15 protein-coding genes are annotated in these 17,953 nt (G+C 41.6%); 4 read left to right on the forward strand and 11 right to left on the reverse strand.

Annotation, left to right across the window (positions count from 1 at the left end):
• Positions 1-20 precede the first annotated feature (20 nt).
• Positions 21-662: a TetR/AcrR family transcriptional regulator gene (locus tag M1F05_RS15890; RefSeq protein ID WP_206082968.1), complete on the reverse strand. Its 642-nt coding sequence runs from the start codon at positions 660-662 to the stop codon at positions 21-23.
• A 357-nt stretch (positions 663-1,019) separates the two neighbouring features.
• Between M1F05_RS15890 and M1F05_RS15895 the strand changes: the two genes are divergently transcribed.
• Positions 1,020-2,240, forward strand: a complete 1,221-nt coding sequence (locus tag M1F05_RS15895; RefSeq protein WP_206082969.1) for a Tm-1-like ATP-binding domain-containing protein — start codon at positions 1,020-1,022, stop codon at positions 2,238-2,240.
• 11 nt (positions 2,241-2,251) lie between these two features.
• Positions 2,252-3,079: a phosphoenolpyruvate hydrolase family protein gene (locus tag M1F05_RS15900; RefSeq protein ID WP_206082970.1), complete on the forward strand. Its 828-nt coding sequence runs from the start codon at positions 2,252-2,254 to the stop codon at positions 3,077-3,079.
• Positions 3,080-3,129: 50 nt separating this feature from the next.
• On the opposite strand, the gene M1F05_RS15905 is transcribed toward M1F05_RS15900, so the two are convergent.
• The 3 genes from M1F05_RS15905 to M1F05_RS15915 all read right to left on the reverse strand — a co-directional run bounded on the left by M1F05_RS15905 (position 3,130) and on the right by M1F05_RS15915 (position 5,630).
• Positions 3,130-3,825 (reverse strand): hypothetical protein, encoded by a 696-nt coding sequence (locus M1F05_RS15905; RefSeq protein WP_206082971.1) that lies wholly within the window; start codon positions 3,823-3,825, stop codon positions 3,130-3,132.
• Between the two features lie 4 nt (positions 3,826-3,829).
• Positions 3,830-4,567 carry a hypothetical protein gene (locus tag M1F05_RS15910; protein WP_206082972.1) on the reverse strand — a complete coding sequence of 246 codons (738 nt, stop codon included), beginning with the start codon at positions 4,565-4,567 and terminating at the stop codon, positions 3,830-3,832.
• Between the two features lie 166 nt (positions 4,568-4,733).
• On the reverse strand, positions 4,734-5,630 hold the full coding sequence (locus tag M1F05_RS15915) for a diaminopimelate dehydrogenase (RefSeq protein WP_206082973.1): 897 nt from the start codon (positions 5,628-5,630) through the stop codon (positions 4,734-4,736).
• Between the two features lie 199 nt (positions 5,631-5,829).
• On the opposite strand from M1F05_RS15915, the gene M1F05_RS15920 reads away from it, so the two are divergent.
• Together M1F05_RS15920 and M1F05_RS15925 are read left to right on the forward strand one after the other, a co-directional pair.
• Positions 5,830-7,176: an MATE family efflux transporter gene (locus M1F05_RS15920; protein ID WP_206082974.1), complete on the forward strand. Its 1,347-nt coding sequence runs from the start codon at positions 5,830-5,832 to the stop codon at positions 7,174-7,176.
• A gap of 208 nt (positions 7,177-7,384) precedes the next feature.
• On the forward strand, positions 7,385-8,707 hold the full coding sequence (locus M1F05_RS15925; protein ID WP_206082975.1) for a serine dehydratase subunit alpha family protein: 1,323 nt from the start codon (positions 7,385-7,387) through the stop codon (positions 8,705-8,707).
• 141 nt (positions 8,708-8,848) lie between these two features.
• Here the strand turns inward: M1F05_RS15925 and yjiA are convergent, their stop codons facing one another.
• From yjiA to M1F05_RS15960, 7 genes are all read right to left on the reverse strand, one after another.
• The gene (gene yjiA, locus M1F05_RS15930; RefSeq protein ID WP_206082976.1) at positions 8,849-9,817 is read right to left on the reverse strand and encodes a GTPase; all 969 of its coding nucleotides are present in this window, start codon (positions 9,815-9,817) and stop codon (positions 8,849-8,851) included.
• Between the two features lie 36 nt (positions 9,818-9,853).
• Positions 9,854-10,057: a YbdD/YjiX family protein gene (locus M1F05_RS15935; RefSeq protein ID WP_004260586.1), complete on the reverse strand. Its 204-nt coding sequence runs from the start codon at positions 10,055-10,057 to the stop codon at positions 9,854-9,856.
• 101 nt (positions 10,058-10,158) lie between these two features.
• Entirely contained in the window at positions 10,159-12,312 is a 2,154-nt protein-coding gene (locus M1F05_RS15940; RefSeq protein WP_206082977.1) for a carbon starvation CstA family protein, read from the reverse strand.
• Positions 12,313-12,733: 421 nt separating this feature from the next.
• Entirely contained in the window at positions 12,734-13,186 is a 453-nt protein-coding gene (locus tag M1F05_RS15945; RefSeq protein WP_206082978.1) for a WG repeat-containing protein, read from the reverse strand.
• Between the two features lie 16 nt (positions 13,187-13,202).
• A complete protein-coding gene (locus M1F05_RS15950; protein ID WP_206082979.1) occupies positions 13,203-15,752 on the reverse strand; it encodes an energy transducer TonB in 2,550 nt (849 codons plus the stop codon).
• A 12-nt stretch (positions 15,753-15,764) separates the two neighbouring features.
• Positions 15,765-17,201 carry a protein kinase domain-containing protein gene (locus tag M1F05_RS15955; protein WP_206082980.1) on the reverse strand — a complete coding sequence of 479 codons (1,437 nt, stop codon included), beginning with the start codon at positions 17,199-17,201 and terminating at the stop codon, positions 15,765-15,767.
• The gene (locus M1F05_RS15960) at positions 17,201-17,953 is read right to left on the reverse strand and encodes a PP2C family serine/threonine-protein phosphatase (RefSeq protein WP_206082981.1); all 753 of its coding nucleotides are present in this window, start codon (positions 17,951-17,953) and stop codon (positions 17,201-17,203) included. The genes M1F05_RS15955 and M1F05_RS15960 overlap by 1 nt, the downstream gene beginning before the upstream one ends.

Below are 17,953 nucleotides of genomic sequence, written 5' to 3' on the forward strand. Positions count from 1 at the left end.
TACTGCCTCCCAATCTGTCTTTAAAGAGCCTTATTTTGACATTTAGCATTATCGGTTATGGCTTGGTTAATTATCGCTTTTGCCATCCATTGTGCTAATTCAATGACCTGCTCATTATCCATCTTCCAAATATCCTTTAGCACTAAGAAAATCTCCGAGCCATAAATAACGGAAAATGCTTTGATTACCTTATCAATAATTTCTTGCGGATATTCCGATTTCATCGGTGCTGTGACCATTGTTAAAATATCTTTGCGGTTTCCCCGTTCGAATTGCTTATTTTTTACCTCTTGCGGAGCAGAACGCCCTTGTGCCCATTGCTGCAATGAGGCTTGTAATGCAGCTCTTAAAGCGCCTTCATGCTCAAACATTCTTGGAAAAGCGAAGGTCAGTAGTTCATCAATACGCTCTTCCGTTTTTTCACTCTGAGGCCGCCATGTTAAAATGGGCCCTAAGCTTTCATTAACAGTTGCCGTGATTAAATCACTTTGAGTGGGAAAATACCGATAAGCGGTTGCACGGGAAACCCCCGCTTCAAGTGCTAGCTCAGAAACGGAAGGCATTGCCCCTTTTTCAAATAAATCTAAAGCCGTTGTTACCAATAATAGATAAGTCCGTTTTCGCGTTCCCTTATATCCCTGAGCCGAATTAGTTTTAGGCATTTTATTTATCCTTAAAATACTGTCTCTTACATCAAGTCTAGTCAATAATACTGAGAAAACACAAGCAAAAATAAGTTATCCTTCTCAGTGACATACCGTTAAATGTTTAATCTCCCAAACTATCCTGTATATACAATTAAATATTGTATCCCTATCACAAATTTAGCAACCCTATGATACAAAGCACTAATAATATTTCTGATGTTTTATCAATATGATATGCATAATATCAACTAATTGTTTCTTCAATAAACCCAAAATGAGACTGCAATCTCATTTTACAAACGTAAAAAATGATACTATAGTCTCATTACGGTGAAAAATTCAACGCGAACTCTAATCTGAAAGGATTTTTATATGAAAAAACACCCTGGTTTTATCTATATTGCCACAACGCTGGATACCAAAAGTGCTGAAATATTTTATGTCAGTGAATTAATTAAAAGCGCTGGGTTAGCTGTTCGCACCGTTGATTTAACCACTCAACCAACGCAATTAGAAAAAGAGGCAGATGTCAGCGCACACACAATCGCAAGCTTTCACCCTCTTGGTGTGGATGCGGTTTTTTGTGGTGACCGTGGCAAAGCGATTGAGGCGATGGCTCACGCTTTTAGCCTTTACCTTGCTGCACAAACTGATGTCGCGGCAATCCTTGGTTTAGGGGGCTCGGGCGGAACCGCATTAATCACCCCTGCAATGCAAGTGCTCCCTGTTGGTATTCCTAAGTTAATGGTCTCCACTATGGCGTCTGGGGATATCTCAGGTTATATCGGTGCAAGTGACATCTCGATGATGTACTCAGTCACCGATGTTTCAGGATTAAATATTATTTCTCGTAAAGTGTTAAAAAACGCAGCAAATCAAATAGCAGGTGCCGTCTGGTTTAACCAAGAAGAAGAAGAAAATATTGATATCAAACCTGCCATCGCCCTAACTATGTTTGGCGTAACGACACCTTGCGTTCAACAACTTACCGCACAATTAGAAGAGCAATACGACTGCCTCGTGTTTCATGCCACGGGGAGTGGTGGTAAAGCGATGGAAAAACTGATTGATAGTCAATTACTGCATTCTGTGCTGGATATGACGACAACAGAAGTGTGTGACTATTTATTTGGTGGCGTTTTAGCCTGTGATGAAGACCGTTTTGGTGCCATTCAACGTACACAAATACCTTGCGTCATGTCTTGTGGTGCGTTGGATATGGTGAATTTTGGTCGCCCCGCCACAGTACCTGAAAAATACCAAGAGCGCTTATTTTACCATCACAATGCGCAAGTCACATTGATGAGAACAACCAAAGAAGAAAACCAACAAATGGGTCGTTGGATTGCTGAGAGATTAAATCGCTGTGATGGCGAAATCCGTTTTATTGTTCCAACATCAGGGTTTTCCGCATTAGATACCGAAGGTGCACCGTTCTGGGATCCTATTGCGGACCAAGCGTTTATCGATGCACTGACAGAAAATTTGATAATAACAGAAAAAAGACAGCTTATTTTGAGTCCTCACCACATAAATTCCCAGGATTTTTGTGAACAGGTTATTCAGCTACACCAGGAAATTTTGAACAAATAATAGAGGTTAATATGAAACATAACCGCGCAGAGTTATTGAAAAAATTCAGAGAAATGATTGCTCGTGGAGAACCAATTATCGGCGGTGGTGCTGGTACAGGTTTATCCGCAAAATGTGAAGAAGCTGGTGGCATTGACTTAATCGTTATCTACAACTCAGGCCGTTACCGCATGGCGGGTCGTGGTTCACTTGCAGGCTTGCTCGCTTATGGCAATGCCAATGAAATCGTTATGGACATGGCAAAAGAAGTCTTGCCTGTTGTTAAGCACACTCCTGTTCTTGCAGGTGTTAACGGTACTGACCCATTTTGCCAGTTTGATAAATTTTTAGATGACATCAAAGCGACAGGCTTTGCGGGCGTGCAAAACTTCCCGACTGTTGGCCTGATTGATGGTAATTTCCGCGCTAATTTGGAAGAGACGGGAATGGGCTATGGCCTAGAAGTAGATATGATCCGCATGGCACACGAAAAAGATTTATTGACCACTCCGTATGTTTTTAGTGCTGATGATGCTGTTGAAATGACCAAAGCAGGTGCGGATATCATTGTGCCACATATGGGTTTAACAACAGGTGGGAATATTGGTGCCGAAACAGCACTAACGCTCAAAGACTGTGTACCTCTTATCAATGAATGGGCAAAAGCAGCTAAAGCGGTGCGTGATGATGTCATTGTCCTTTGCCACGGCGGCCCTATCGCAACACCTGAAGATGCCGAGTATATTTTAGCAAACTGCCCTGACTGCCATGGTTTTTATGGTGCAAGTTCAATGGAGCGTTTACCTACCGAAGTCGCACTAACAAAGACTACACAGCAATTTAAATCAATAACACGTTAATTTTTTTATTTTTTGCCAACACCAGGCGCCTATTTAGATAGGCGCTTTTTTTATCTCTTTTTTGGGTTTAAAAAACGCCACAAAACCCAAAGTAGCGATGTTGAATAATACAAAACACCGAATTGAATAATCATAAGCGGTTTTTCCGTCATCCCTGTCATTTTTAACATGCCATAATAGTTATTATCTTCAAGGTATTGATCCGTAAGCCCCCCTTCAGGCAAATAATGCGTTAAAAATACAGCAATAATAAAACACGCAACATAATGACGTAATTTAGCAATCCCTTCATCGAAGGCATTAAAATTATCAAACCCATTCCCTTGCTGACGCCCAATAATAATTCGGTTTATTAACGTAGCCGCGTAAATATAAAGAATGGCGGAAGAATTAATTTGCGTAGTATGAAAAATATAAGCCACGCCACCTAAAATAGCGGCCACAAAAATAAAGAAAAAACCACGCTGAAGTACTGCCATCATTGTGCCCATATGCACTAGAATAAACTCAAACAACAGTATCAATACCATATTGTAAACCACTTCAACACCTGACCAATCAGGGGAAAACCACAAAGACAATAAAAAACCGATATAAAAAATAGTTAAGCCGTGATCCACCAGCGAAGGTAGAAAGTGCATAACACCTTGAGGTTTACCTGATGCAATAAAATGGCGCTTCCCTTTTACTGAGAATGATGATGAATGCTTATTGGTATTTTTTTTGTTTCTTATCTTCCTTGCCACGAACTTACTTTCCTTTTTCTCGGTAAATAGAGTGACCTTTACACAAAAAATTCATTAAGCAAGCCATAAAAATGGGTAACCCAAAGTAGAGCACTCCAAACGCAAAAGCGACATGAGGTTTGTCAGGAAACTCTCCCCCCGTGGAAATACTGGCGTAATAACCAATAGACCGCAAATACTCAGGTGTTAATCCACCATAAGGCACAAGGAAAGATAAAATTAATACGAGAAAAATACAAAACATAAAATTGAGCGCCATTAGCGCTGAATAGCCCATATTTTCATTGCGTTCTTGTTCGCTGCGGCTGGTTAAACCAAATAGCATCCGGTTCGCGACTGTCGCACTATATAAATAAAGTATCAAGGGTGAATCCCCTAATACTGACATATTAATTACCAATGCAAATAAGCCATAGAAAAGCGCAAATAAGGTTAATATTCGCCAATCACGAAATACCGCCATAAAGACGCCAGAGTGAATCAAAATAAATTCAAAAATTAGAATAATGGTCAGGTTATAAATAATTTCCACAGTGTAGTACTCAGGAAAGAACCAAACGGATAAAATAAACCCAACATAGAAAAGGGAAAAACCGTAATTAATTATTTTAGAAAAAGCACGAATAAGGCTAAAAGAGTGCGAGCTTTCTTTCACACTTTTCACTGAGGGTTGTTTTGGGAAGAAACCTTGATTTTTATTTTTTCCTGTTTTTAATTGCTCATTCCCTGACGGCTTAACCATGATCTCACTCCAGATTATCAATTTTACTTTCTGAATAAGCTACTTGATAACGCAAAAAATAAATAGTGGCTAAAATCCGAATGACAAAGTACAACCAAGATAAAGTGTAAAAAACATCAGCAAGATGGCATGAACTTAACGTTTCATGCCACAAATAGAAGCGTAATTAGACGAGTTTGGCAATCAATGTGTCTAAATCACCTTGCAGGAAATTCACCGGTGGGATTTCAATTACAGTATAAGCACCCGCCGCCTGCTTCATTGAAGCGCGCGCAGCTGAAACCATAAATTGTGATGTTAATGCAGGGTTATTGATACGCATTGAATATTCGAACAATTGGTTGTGTGTAGCACCCGAAACGCCTTTGTGCGTCATGTGTACACCGTGCCCAACGTCTTTTAATGCGTCAATGCTATCGACCTGGCGAATATGGGTTTCATCAGAAGCAAAATAGCTATCCGCTTTAATCGCTTGAGCAACATCATCAAATTTTGCGCCTGCGTCTAATTCAATGTACACCATACGGCGATGTACCCCAGTTCCTAATGGAATCGTTACCGATAACGCATCTTTCACGCCATCAATCGCTTTTGCCGCAACACTGTGCCCCATGCTCATACCTGGTCCAAAATTGGTGTAAGTCACCCCTTTTGGCGCCATGGCTAACATTAAAGTACGCATGATAGAGTCAGAACCTGGATCCCAGCCAGCTGAGACAACGGCGACGCTATTATGCTGCTTGGCAACATCATCGAGGCTTCTTTTCAGCGCCACAATGTCTGAATGCACATCAAAGCTATCAACAGTATTGATGCCTAATGCTAAAATTTTTGCCGCAAGTGGCCCGATTGCACGGGTTGGTGAGCACAGGAGCGCAACATCCACTTTCCCTAGTTTTTCAATATCATCGACGACTTTATACGAGGCAAGTTCAGCAGGGATATCTTGTGTATTGCGACGAACGATACCAACAAGCTCAAAATCATCAGCGGCCAGAACAGCTTCTAGCGCATAATGGCCAATATTGCCATATCCCACTATTGCTGCTTTAATTTTTGTCATTTTTACTCCTATACAGTTCTGATGTTGCTTATTAATTAATTTATAGCGAAATTAAATCTAACAGATTAATTAAAAGTAAACAAAACATTCACTTTACGAAATTGGGGGCATTTTAACCCTATTTTCATTAATGAATTCCATGTAGAATTCCCAGTTCAAACGACTATTCTTAATTCTCATAAATATATAAAGGTTCTCAATGCATCAGTCTGATGTGACTGAGCGGTCACTCTTTTCGCTCAGCTGGCCAATTTTTATCGATATTTTTCTGCATTTGGCCACATTATTAATTAATACTTACATGGTTAGCCATGTATCGACGGCTTACCTTGCTGCAATGGGAGTAGGTAACCAAGTCTTTGATCTTTTTATCACTATTTTTAACTTTATTAGTGTGGGATGCAGTGTGGTTATCGCACAATATTTAGGGGCAGGCCGCCGTGAAAAAGCCAGCCAAGCGATTCACATCTCCATCGCCTTTAACTTTATTCTGGGTTTTTCCAGTGCATTAGTCGCGGTATTCTTTGGCTATACCATCCTAAAAATCATGAATATGCCATCCCATTTAATGGCGGATGGTTATACTTATTTACGTATTTTAGGGATTTGTTTAATTCCTGAAGCAATTTCCATTATTTTAGCGGCATGTTTACGGGTTTATGGCAAAGCACAGCCTGCCATGTGGGTAACATTGATTGCCAACCTGATTACTGTTGTTGGTAATATCATTGTACTTTATGGTTTCTTTGGCTTGCCACAATATGGTTTAGAAGGTGTGGCATGGTCAACCGTAGTCGGACGTATTGTTGCTGTCATCTTACTTTTCTGCTTATTATTCTATGGGTTACGAATAAAGTTTGTCCCAATGATGCTCATTCATTGGTCACGTAAGATGCTCGGTAAAATTTTGCATATCGGTTTACCTTCAGCGGGGGAAAACCTTGTGTGGATTTTACATTTTATGACAGCATCTGCCTTTATTGGGTTAATGGGAGAAACTTCCCTCGCTGCGCAAACGCTTTATTTCCAATTATCTTTATTTATCATGCTGTTTGGTATTTCTGTCAGTATAGGTAATGAGATCATGGTGGGTCACCTGGTTGGCGCAAAACGCTTCCAAGATGCCTATATTCGCGGTATCAAGAGTCTAAAAATGGGCTTTTATGTCACTATCGGTGTTGTTATTGCTTTCTGGTTACTTCGCGATCCTATTCTAAACAACATTACCGATGACCAAGGTATTATCGATCTCTTATTACCCTTATTTTTACTCTCAGTATTTTTAGAGCCAGGGCGCACCATTAATATTGTCATGGTGAATGCGTTACGTGCCTCTGGGGATGCGCGCTTCCCATTATGTACTGCCATTATCTTTATGTGGGGAGTGGCGATTCCACTCGGCTATTTTTTAGGGATAAAAATGGAAATGGGCTTGCTGGGAATTTGGCTCGGCTTCTTTGCCGATGAATGGCTGCGTGGCTTAACTAATGCATGGCGCTGGCGCTCACGGAAATGGCAAAGTAAACGCCTTGATGTAGAGAGTTAATCGGTAAAACAATCACAATGTCCTGCCCTGTTTTATAGGCAGGATTTTTGTGACAAAGCTCAAATTTAAAAATATTTTATTTTTATCTCAACATTTGGAGATTTTTTTTCTCCCTCTCCCCAATATATCCCCGAACATAGTGAAGTTTTTCTCCAACAGGTTGTTTAAAATAATAAAATCAAAGAAGATTTCATTAAGGGAAGCTGCCATGCATGCGCAATCACAACCATTACTTTGGCAATATTTTATCAATGCGGTAAAACAAGAAGTTAAGCCAGCTTTAGGTTGTACCGAGCCAATTTCACTGGCTTACGCTGCAGCAAAAGCAGCGTCCTTCCTTGACGGTGACATCACTCGCGTTTGTGCCTTTGTCTCCCCCAACCTGATGAAAAATGGTATGGGTGTCACGGTGCCAGGTACAGGCATGGTAGGGTTACCTATCGCTGCCGCTTTAGGTGCGGTTGGCGGCGATGCGGATGCGGGTTTAGAGGTTCTAAAATCCGCTTCGGCCGATGCCATTGCATTGAGTAAAACTATGTTAGCACAAGGACTAGTGACTGTTGATATCAAACACCCTTGCGAAGACGTTATCTATTCCGAAGCGACGGTACATACCCAAACAGGCTCAGCGACTGTGATTATCACGGGTTCACATACCAACATTGTGAAGATAACCCATAATAATGAAACTGTGTTTGATACCTTATCAAGAAAACCCCTAGAGGATCTTCCTGTTGATTGTGCAGCAGATATCCCTTTACCGCCCGTTACCGCAAAGGCCGTCTACCAATTTGCAACTGAAGCCCCATTAGACGATATCCGTTTTATTTTAGAAGCCGCCCAGCTAAATGAAGCCCTTTCCCAAGAAGGTCTGCGTAATGTCTATGGCCTACATATTGGGAAAACGTTGCAAACTCAGCGTGATCGCGGTTTGTTATCGAAAGACTTAATGTCCGAAATTATGATCCGCACCTCTGCCGCATCCGATGCCCGTATGGGCGGCGCGGTTTTACCTGCAATGAGCAACTCTGGCTCAGGTAACCAAGGTATTGCTGCAACCATGCCTGTTGTGGTAACTGCAGACTATTTACAATCCTCTGAAGAACAGTTGGCTCGTGCGTTGATGTTATCCCACCTAATGGCTATTTATATTCATAATCAGTTACCTGCGTTATCTGCACTGTGTGCGGCAACAACCGCTGCTATGGGTGCAGCGGCTGGGATTGCATGGCTATTGGAATCACGCTATGAAGTCGTCGCAATGGCGATTTCCAGCATGATTGGTGATGTCAGCGGGATGATTTGTGATGGTGCATCAAACAGTTGTGCAATGAAAGTCTCCACCAGCGCCAGTGCAGCCTATAAAGCTGTCCTCATGGCCTTAGATAATAGCTGTGTGAGAGGATCTGACGGTATTGTGTCGGATGATGTTGACCAGTCGATTGCTAATTTGTGTGCATTAGCAGCAGGGTCAATGAGGCATACTGATGTGCAGATTATTGAGATTATGGCGTCAAAAGCTCGTCCGTAGCGTTGTTGGCTGCATTCACCAACCCTAGTCACATACTTGTGTATGCTCCTAGGGCTTGGCTCTCTTGCCGCCTTGCTACGCCGCTAATGACTTTGAATTTTTTTTTGAATTTCTTTTTTTGAATTTCTTTTTTTAATTGTTCTATTTTGAATTAACTTCTAGGGCGGCGAATTTTTCACGGATCATATCTTCGGGTAGGTCAATACCAATAAATACCAATACACTGCGGCGTTGTTCATCAACTTCCCAGTCTCTATCCCAGTCTGCACTATAGAGGCGCTGAACCCCTTGGAATAACAGACGTTTTGGTTCGCCTTTGATGGATAAAATACCTTTGTAACGCAATAAATTATCCGCAAAGCCGAGCAGTAAATCTTCCATTACCTGTGAAACTTCCATTAATTCAACAGGGTAATCGAATTCCACGACAATAGATTCCACTTCATTTTGCTGTTTTGGTGCAAAACGGAAAGTCGGTTTATTCACCTTCAGTTGCGAGTCTAATAAAAAACCTTCAATATCTAATAAAAGCTGTAAGTTAATGTCGCCATGAATAACTGGGTAAATTGGCGCTCTGGCATTAATACGTTGCAATCGCTCTAACAGGGCATCAGTATCTGGATTGATATCGGTTTTGGTTAATAAAATTCGGTCTGCATAGCCAATTTGGGCTTGAGCAATCGCAAAATCATTCAGTTGTTTCTCTGCATGAACTGCATCCACCAACGTAATAATGCCATCTAATAAAAATCGTTCGCATAACACGTCATGGGAAAAAAAAGTCTGCGTAATAGGGCCAGGATCTGCCATTCCTGTACATTCAATGACTAGGCGGTCAAAATCCAATTTGCCACTGTCGAGGCCATCTAATAAATCCAATAATGCATTTTCTAATTCGCTTGAACGAGAACAACAAATACAACCGTTACTCAAGGTAGTGATTTGTGTGGCTCTGTCACCAATAATGGCATTATCAATAGGGACTTCACCAAATTCATTTTCAATGACTGCAATTTTATGCCCATGTTCTGCATGAAGAATATGGCTAAGGAGCGTGGTTTTACCCGCACCGAGAAAACCGGTTAGGATTGTGACATTAATTGGTTTCATTATTATCCTCTTTGCATCATTGTTTCACTGTGAGCATCAACAGCAGCGGAATCCGCCTTTACCACTTCCACCATACCGCGCATCTTGTCTTTCACGAAAAAATTCTTTGTAAGTCATGACAGGCTTATCAGGGTGATTGTCACTCATATGTTGAACATAAGTATCATAATCAGGAATACCAATCAGCATACGAGCTGCCTGCCCTAAATATTTGCCTGTTTTACCAAGGTTTCCAAACATCAGCCTCTCCAAATACAAATGCCCTACATCATGAACACACAATGTAGGGCTACCGTTCAGTTATCGAGCCACATTAGCCGCTCGATGGTGTCGAATGGTCACTAGTGTGTAGATGAAACTTTCACGCCCTCTTTCGGTACAGGGACATATGGTGTTTCTTTGTCTGTACGCTCTGGGTTTTTGTGTGCTTTCATTCCCACGCGGATACCATAGAAAATGATACCGTAAACAACCACTAAGAATAGGATACTCAGGCCAGCATTGGTGTAGTTATTAATAATAATGTGATTCATATTAGTAATTTCTTGTGCTGTCAGCTCTGCACCACCTGCGGCAATCTTATCTTTATAAGATTTCGCTAAGTACAGGAAGCCTTCAAGCTGCGGGTTATCACTGAATAATTTCAGTCCTAACGCCCAAGTGGTACAAATCAATAACCATACCGCAGGTAATACTGTCACCATGATGTATTTACTGCGTTTCATCTTAATCAGGACAACCGTACTTAAGACTAACGCAACTGCGGCTAACATTTGGTTCGAGATACCGAACAGTGGCCACAGGCTCTTAACGCCGCCCAGTGGGTCAACAACGCCTTGATACAGTAAGTAACCCCATAAGCCAACACAACCTGCCGTACCAATGATACCTGCAACCAGTGAGTCAGTTTTCTTCAAGAATGGAACGAAGTTACCCAATAAGTCTTGCAGCATAAAGCGGCCAGAACGGGTTCCTGCATCCAATGCAGTTAAAATAAACAGCGCTTCAAACAGAATACCAAAGTGATACCAGAAGCCCATATTTGCCGCAGGCATGATTTCGTGGAATACGAATGCAATACCAACAGCTAATGTTGGGGCACCACCTGCACGGTTCAGAACAGACGGTTCACCGATATCTTTCGCCGTTTGCATGATTTGCTCAGGTGAAATCACAAAGCCCCATGAACTGACCGTTGCCGCTGCGTGAACAGAAACATCTTTCAGTTGAGCCATAATAGCCGCACCATCTGGGCCACCCAATTCATGCAGGTTAGGCATTGTAATGCCTAATGCTGCTGGTGGGGTGTTCATCGCAAAGTATAAACCTGGTTCGATAATCGATGCAGCAACCAATGCCATAATCGCAACGAAAGATTCCATTAACATTGCACCGTAACCGATGTAACGTGCATCTTTTTCGTTTGCTAACAGTTTCGGTGTTGTACCGGAAGAAATTAAGGCGTGGAAACCAGATACCGCACCACAGGCAATGGTAATGAACAGGAATGGGAACAGCGTACCTTTCCAAACTGGACCTGAACCATCAACAAATTGCGTCACAGCTGGCATTTTTAACTCAGGGTTTAGAATAACGATACCAATCGCTAATCCAACAATAACCCCTATTTTCAAGAAAGTCGCCAGATAGTCACGAGGTGCTAAAATTAGCCATACAGGTAATAGTGCAGAAACAAATGCATAACCAACCAGCGCATAAGTGATCGTAGTGTCTTTAAATGTCAGTGCAGGCCCCCAGTATGGGTCGTGAGCAATAACGCCACCGAACCAAATGGATGCCACCAGCAACACGATACCGATGACGGAAACCTCACCAACACGCCCTGGTCGGAGATATCGCATGTATATCCCCATAAACAAAGCAATTGGTACCGTCGACACCACGGTGAATACACCCCATGGACTTTCTGCCAAGGCTTTTACGACGATCAACGCCAATACGGCAAGGATAATGATCATAATGAGGAAACAGCCAAAGAGTGCTAGCGTTCCTGGAATTGGACCTAACTCTTCTTTAACGATTTCCCCGAGTGAAGCACCATTACGGCGAGACGAAATAAACAACACCATAAAGTCTTGTACCGCACCCGCTAATACAACCCCTGCCAGTAACCATAGCGTACCTGGTAAATACCCTACTTGCGCTGCCAGTACAGGTCCAACTAATGGCCCTGCCCCTGCGATTGCTGCAAAGTGGTGACCGAATAGGACATTTTTATTAGTTGGAACATAGTTTAAACCGTCATTATTAATGACCGCTGGAGTCGCACGGGTTTCATCCAGCTTCATCACTTTTTTCGCGATATACAAGCTGTAATAGCGATAAGCAATAAGGTAAACCGCCACCGATGCGACGACTATCCATAGCGCACTAATGTGCTCGCCGCGCCTTAGCGCAACAACCCCTAAACAAATTGCACCGATGATCCCAAGGATCATCCACGGAACGTGCTTTAAAATACCATTTTTGTTCATAGAACACCCTTCTGAGGTAAAACGAACATGCCTTTGATTTTGTATTTACCATCACGTTAACAACATCATAGTGCTGCTTGTCATTGATGGTTTTTTAATTGGCAGTGGTTGAACTGTATTAAATCGAAAATTTTGAGCTCTGCCATGGTGTCTATGGTAAGAAATTACACTCTGCAAATGACTAAAGTTACACTAAGCGGTGCCATACAGAATTAAGCGGTTTGAATTTTGCCGTGAATGGTTTTAAGGAAGGTTTAACAGGATGAAAACTGTGATCCACATAACAATAACAACTGTTTTTCAATAAGTTAAGTAATATAAATAATATGGTTAAAATCGAATTAATTGTAAATAAACATCATGAAAATCGTAAAAAACGTCTTAGATACCCGGAAAAAGCGTATCTAAGTACTTAGTCCCCTTAGGGTAGTGTGATTGTTGTCCAATCCCCGCCAACCCACCAGCTGTGTTCACCATCTGTTTGCGTTTTACACCCTACCCCAACTTTAGCTTTGCCGTCTTCAAAGGGATAGGCGCAATCATATGTTGCCTCAATAACCACCTTCCCTGTTACGGCATCTGCAAAACCAATTTTATTTCCCTTTCGAATTCGATAAACCCCCTCTTGGGCTTCGTCAGGCCAATTATCAAAATAGTAAATTTGATAAACTTCTTGATTATGTTTATCCGCAACAATTAACTTGCCATCTTCTGATTGTTGTAAACAATATTGAAAAGGCGATTTGGCTTCAAAGCAATGAATTTGGCTTTTTTGGTCATCCACCCATAGGCTGTACTGTTGATCCAGATTTTGTGCAAACAAAGGTGCAGAGCCAAATAAGGCAAGTAACACAGCAATTTTAGATCGGTTCATCCTATTCCTTATTCCTTTATGGCTTATAATTTAGCGAAGCATCGCTGGATTGGTTAAAAGTCACTGGAATTAATAACACTTTATTTTGAGACGCTGAATTAAACCGCCACTGATAGGCAACTGAAATTAAGTCATCATCAAAATAATCCACACCACTACTCTGCTGTAACATGATAGAGCTTGGCACGCCCCCTTTTGGTACATCAATTTTCAAAATTGCTTCACCTTGCTTATTCCCCACAAATTCAGTTGAGATAATAGGAAGTTTCAATGTTTTTTCTTGAATACCAAAAGCCGAAGCATCTACATTTACTATCACTCTGTCAGTCAGGTTTTCATTTCTCGTAGGCGAAATGCGGGGGGATGAAACAAAAGGTACTGCCGCAGGCATCACTTGTTGAGCCAACGCCTTTTGTTCTTCAAGCTCTTGACGTTCCTGCTCTGTAGCTGATGCAGGCAATTCACTTTTACTATACAGCAGTGCCATACGCGCATTAATAATATTCACCCGCGCTTTGGTTTCATCAGGCAAACCAAATAAAAAGAAACGAGATTGCGCCACCATCAAACGCTGATCTAGGCTATTACCCGCATTATAATGCATTAATGCAAATGCACCTGCCGCCAACTCAGGGTCTTCATCTATCATCGTCACCCCCCAAGCAAACCAGGCGTCAATGCGGTTTGGGTTAATGGTGATAATTTGTAGGTAGTGTGCCCGTGCACTCAACAGTAAATTACGCCAATGTTGCTCATCATCAACAAAGCCATCTTTTATGGCAGATGCTTTATTTTCGGTTAATAACGTGCGCGCCGCATTGAAATGCATTAATTCCATTCTTGCCGTTGTACTCAGCACTTCAATGTTATTTGGGTACTTTAGTAATAATGAACGAACTCTTTGCGTGTTACTTTCCCACGCTTCACCGTTGGATTTAGAACGGCTATCCGCTTGTCGCAATGTTGCGCGTATCTCTTTTGAGATCTCCTGCTGCTGCTGGTAATATTCATAAGATGAACCAGCGCTGCGTGTATATTTAGCGGGGACTGTATTATTCACATAACTCACGAGTCTTTTGATCACATATCCGAACGATTTTTCATTATGCCTTGCTAAAGCCTTACTGGCGCTCTCCACTAAAAGCCCAACTTCTTGCGCATAATCATCCAGGCTTTTCACCGTACTTTTAAAGCTAACAGTGACTAGGTGGCGAGCTGGCTGCTTTGTCGGCTCAAATCGTAATTGACTCACTGCATATTCTGCTGCGATATCATAATTTTTTACACCACTGGTGGTATCGATTAACGTGAATGCAGGAACACCTTCTTCATTCACATCTACCGCAACAGTTGCGGTAACATTATCGATGTCATATTTAATCGAAAGGTAACGAACGTCATTAATAGAGCTAGGCACAATCGTAGTTCCCTCTGTATTAATCGTCATTTTCCCAGGGTAACGAGGGTCACTTCGATCATAGTACGTCGCAAGCTCTACAACCCCATATATTCCTTTAATTGATAATGGTTGTTTTGCCAATACTTGTGTTTGTTCATCCACGGTTTCTCTGAACCAATCTAATACCTGTATATTGCTCCTTGCCTGCAAGATAAAAAAGTTTTGGCGTTCCACTGTAGAAAGATGTTGAATTTCTTTTGCAAATATTGCGGCGCTTTGCGTATCAAATAATTCAGAGGGGGATTCTGACCATTTATCACTGAGACTCAGATATTGTGCAAAAATAAGTGCAGCATACGCATTCTTTAAATTCGCATCGCTATTATCGACTTGGCTTTTTATCAAGCTATATGCAAGCCCCAAACCTTTCCAATAAGTGGCGTTATTCGGCTGCGCAGCAATAGCACGAATAAAGAAAATAAGGCTATCTTCTGAGGTCTCAGTTTTGCGTAATGTAAGCAAACCAACGGCGAAAGCAAGCGCCCCATCTTGCGGCAAATATTGGCTCGCATTTTGTAATTGAAAAATTTCGTCGTTTGAAACTGGCGCATTTGTTTGCAATAAGGGTTGCCATATTGCACGCATTGCTGCGCTTTGTGGCTCTAATTCTGCAAGCTTATCCATCTTATCAATACGCGCTTGCAATTCATGGTATCGCGCTTCAACTTCAGTGTTAGCTTCATGGTTATAAATAATTCCTGATAACACACCACTCACAGCCGTGTTTTGTTCATTCTGGAATAATTGCCAATCACGCTGTTCAATGAGTGTTTGTGCCCGCCAACGTTGGTTTGATTCCGAACTTAACGGAATATTTAAAAGTGTAATGACGCTAAATACTGCCAATGTAATAATAGCTGCCCGCCAATATTGCCTCGCTTGAAAGCGAACAGCACCTATCGACAATGCAATAATAAACGTCAATCCAAATAACCACATCACTGTCAGGAATAAGTTATCACTGACATTCAAAGCACTCGGCCAAATTAATTCACCGAGTTCAAATAACGCAATAAACACACCATAGCTAAAGAAAAAAGGCAATGCAGGCACAGCAAACAACAAGACCAAAGGTAATAAAAGAAGTGGGCTCAGTTTTATTTTCAACGTCATCCTTCCTTATGGCTTTTTGGTCAAAATCGATTTGATGGGTAAAAAGAGCCCCAACCAGAAAAATAAGCCCAGTCCCAATATGCTGACTAAAGTAATAAGACTCAGAGCCATATCAGCCCCTAAATTTTCCTGCGCCCAATGTTGATAAAAAGTCGCAGGTGATAATGTTTCGGGTTTCATGTTTTGAGTAATGCGACTAATAATAAACGCCATCAATAAGGGAACAGCGATAGCAAAAAATGTGTAAATATGTACCTTTTTAATCGCCGTAAACCACGCTGGTGGTGTAAAGGTAATTGGCGGTGCAGGTTGAGGACGAACAACTCGACGAGTTTGCGTTTGCCCCCTAACTTGTGTTTTATACACATTTTTTTGCTGCCGTGTTTTTTGTAATGCTTCACTGGCAACTTTTAATTGCTTAACCCGTTCACAGGCAGCACATTTCAATCCAACAAAATATTGATGTTCTTTATTTTTGCTACATACCACCATCTTCTTCTGGCTACGCAGTGCATAAGTGCGTAAACACTGTCCCCACTCGGCTGCACTTGGCCTTTGCGCTGGAGAGCCACTAAACGCTTTATCAAATAATTGGCGAATATCATTAGGTAAGAAAGTATGTCCACTGGTTGGCACAGGGCTTATCCCTTGATGCGCCTTTACCCCATAGGCATAATATTTTCCTGCAATTCGGCTGGATAAATCATTTGGCACTTGATTATGCAAAGGTCGACCAGAAAATGGATGAATGCCAAAATTCAATAATTGAAATAAAATCACGGCCAATGAAAATCGGTCTTGCTGGGATTCTTGAGATTGAGGAACACTTTTGGCGTGTTGAAATTCAGGGGCAAGGTAATCGACCGTAAATTGACCTGCGGCAAAACGTTCTTTTTCCCCTTGAATACTAAAGCCATCACAATCTAACATTGATACATATAAGCTTTCCCGATAAAAACGCAAATTCACGGGTTTCATGTCAATGATAAAGTGGTTTTGTTGATGAATCGCCTCAACCAATATTGCCAAATTGGTTGCGAGTTGAATTTTAGCCCCCAATCCAACGGGTAAATTATTTTCCCTCGCCTGCCTTTCTTGCAAAATATATTCAAGCTCAATGGATGCTCTCACATCCAGCTCAGGCATAACGAAACCAACAAACTGTTTTTTCTGGTTAAATAACTGGCTGATTGGCCATGCCAACTGAACGACGGGAATTGCAGTATCAGTAATCGGCGGTAAACTCGGCTTTAATGCTAACATTGCTGATGTCTTTCGACGATATAACGCTTTATCAATTTTATCGTGGTAAAGCTTAGCGACTTGCCCCTTCGCTGATGCAATATGATAAACACTGCCCGCCCCACCGCTTTTAATTAATTTACCCAGCTGGATAACTTGCCCTTGCCCATCGACAAGTTTTATCTTATTAACCACCGCCATTACATTTCCCTAAATGCTACAAATAATGTTTTATCATCCCCAGTGATTGAATAAGTGCGAGGGTCATCAAGCGTCCCTTTTAGTGCTTCACTTCCCGTTTGCTCATCATTTTGCTGTAAAAAACGAGTGACAGGTTCAATAAAAGGGAGATAAAGCGCGTCACATTGTTTATTCATAGCAAAGGGTTGTACGCCATCAGACATTAAAATGATCCGCTCTATTTTTGTAACGATAGGCGTAATACGTAAGTGTTCCTGCCAATCACTTGAGGTTAAAAACCACGTTTGATTGGCATACTCCCCATTTTCTGGCACGGAAACCTTATCAATAAGACGCCCATTTTGTTGGTAAGAAGCGATGGCTACCCCATCGCCTAAATGAAAAAGAAAGCCTTGGCGTTTGCCAACCCATGCAGCGACAAGCGTGCAAGCAAAATCCTTTAACTCACCCTGCTTATCATTTGCAAGGGAAACCAATTGTTCACGAATAGCACTCAGTGTACGAAGAATAACAGGTTGTATTTCTTCAACACTTAAATAGTCAACATGACCAAATTCAGAAATTCGCTGAACAAATAACCTTGAAACATAACGTGAACCAATCTCACTATAACGAGCAGACCCTGCACCATCACATACACAAGCCGCTAAGCCATTTGTGGTATGCTCCACAGACCATGCATCTTGACAAGGCTGGTTATTTTCCCGATGAGAGTGCCCTTGAACTGATGCGCAATAAATTGACCAACTCAT

This window comes from Providencia sp. PROV252 (assembly GCF_033676005.1).
Lineage (GTDB): Bacteria > Pseudomonadota > Gammaproteobacteria > Enterobacterales > Enterobacteriaceae > Providencia > Providencia vermicola.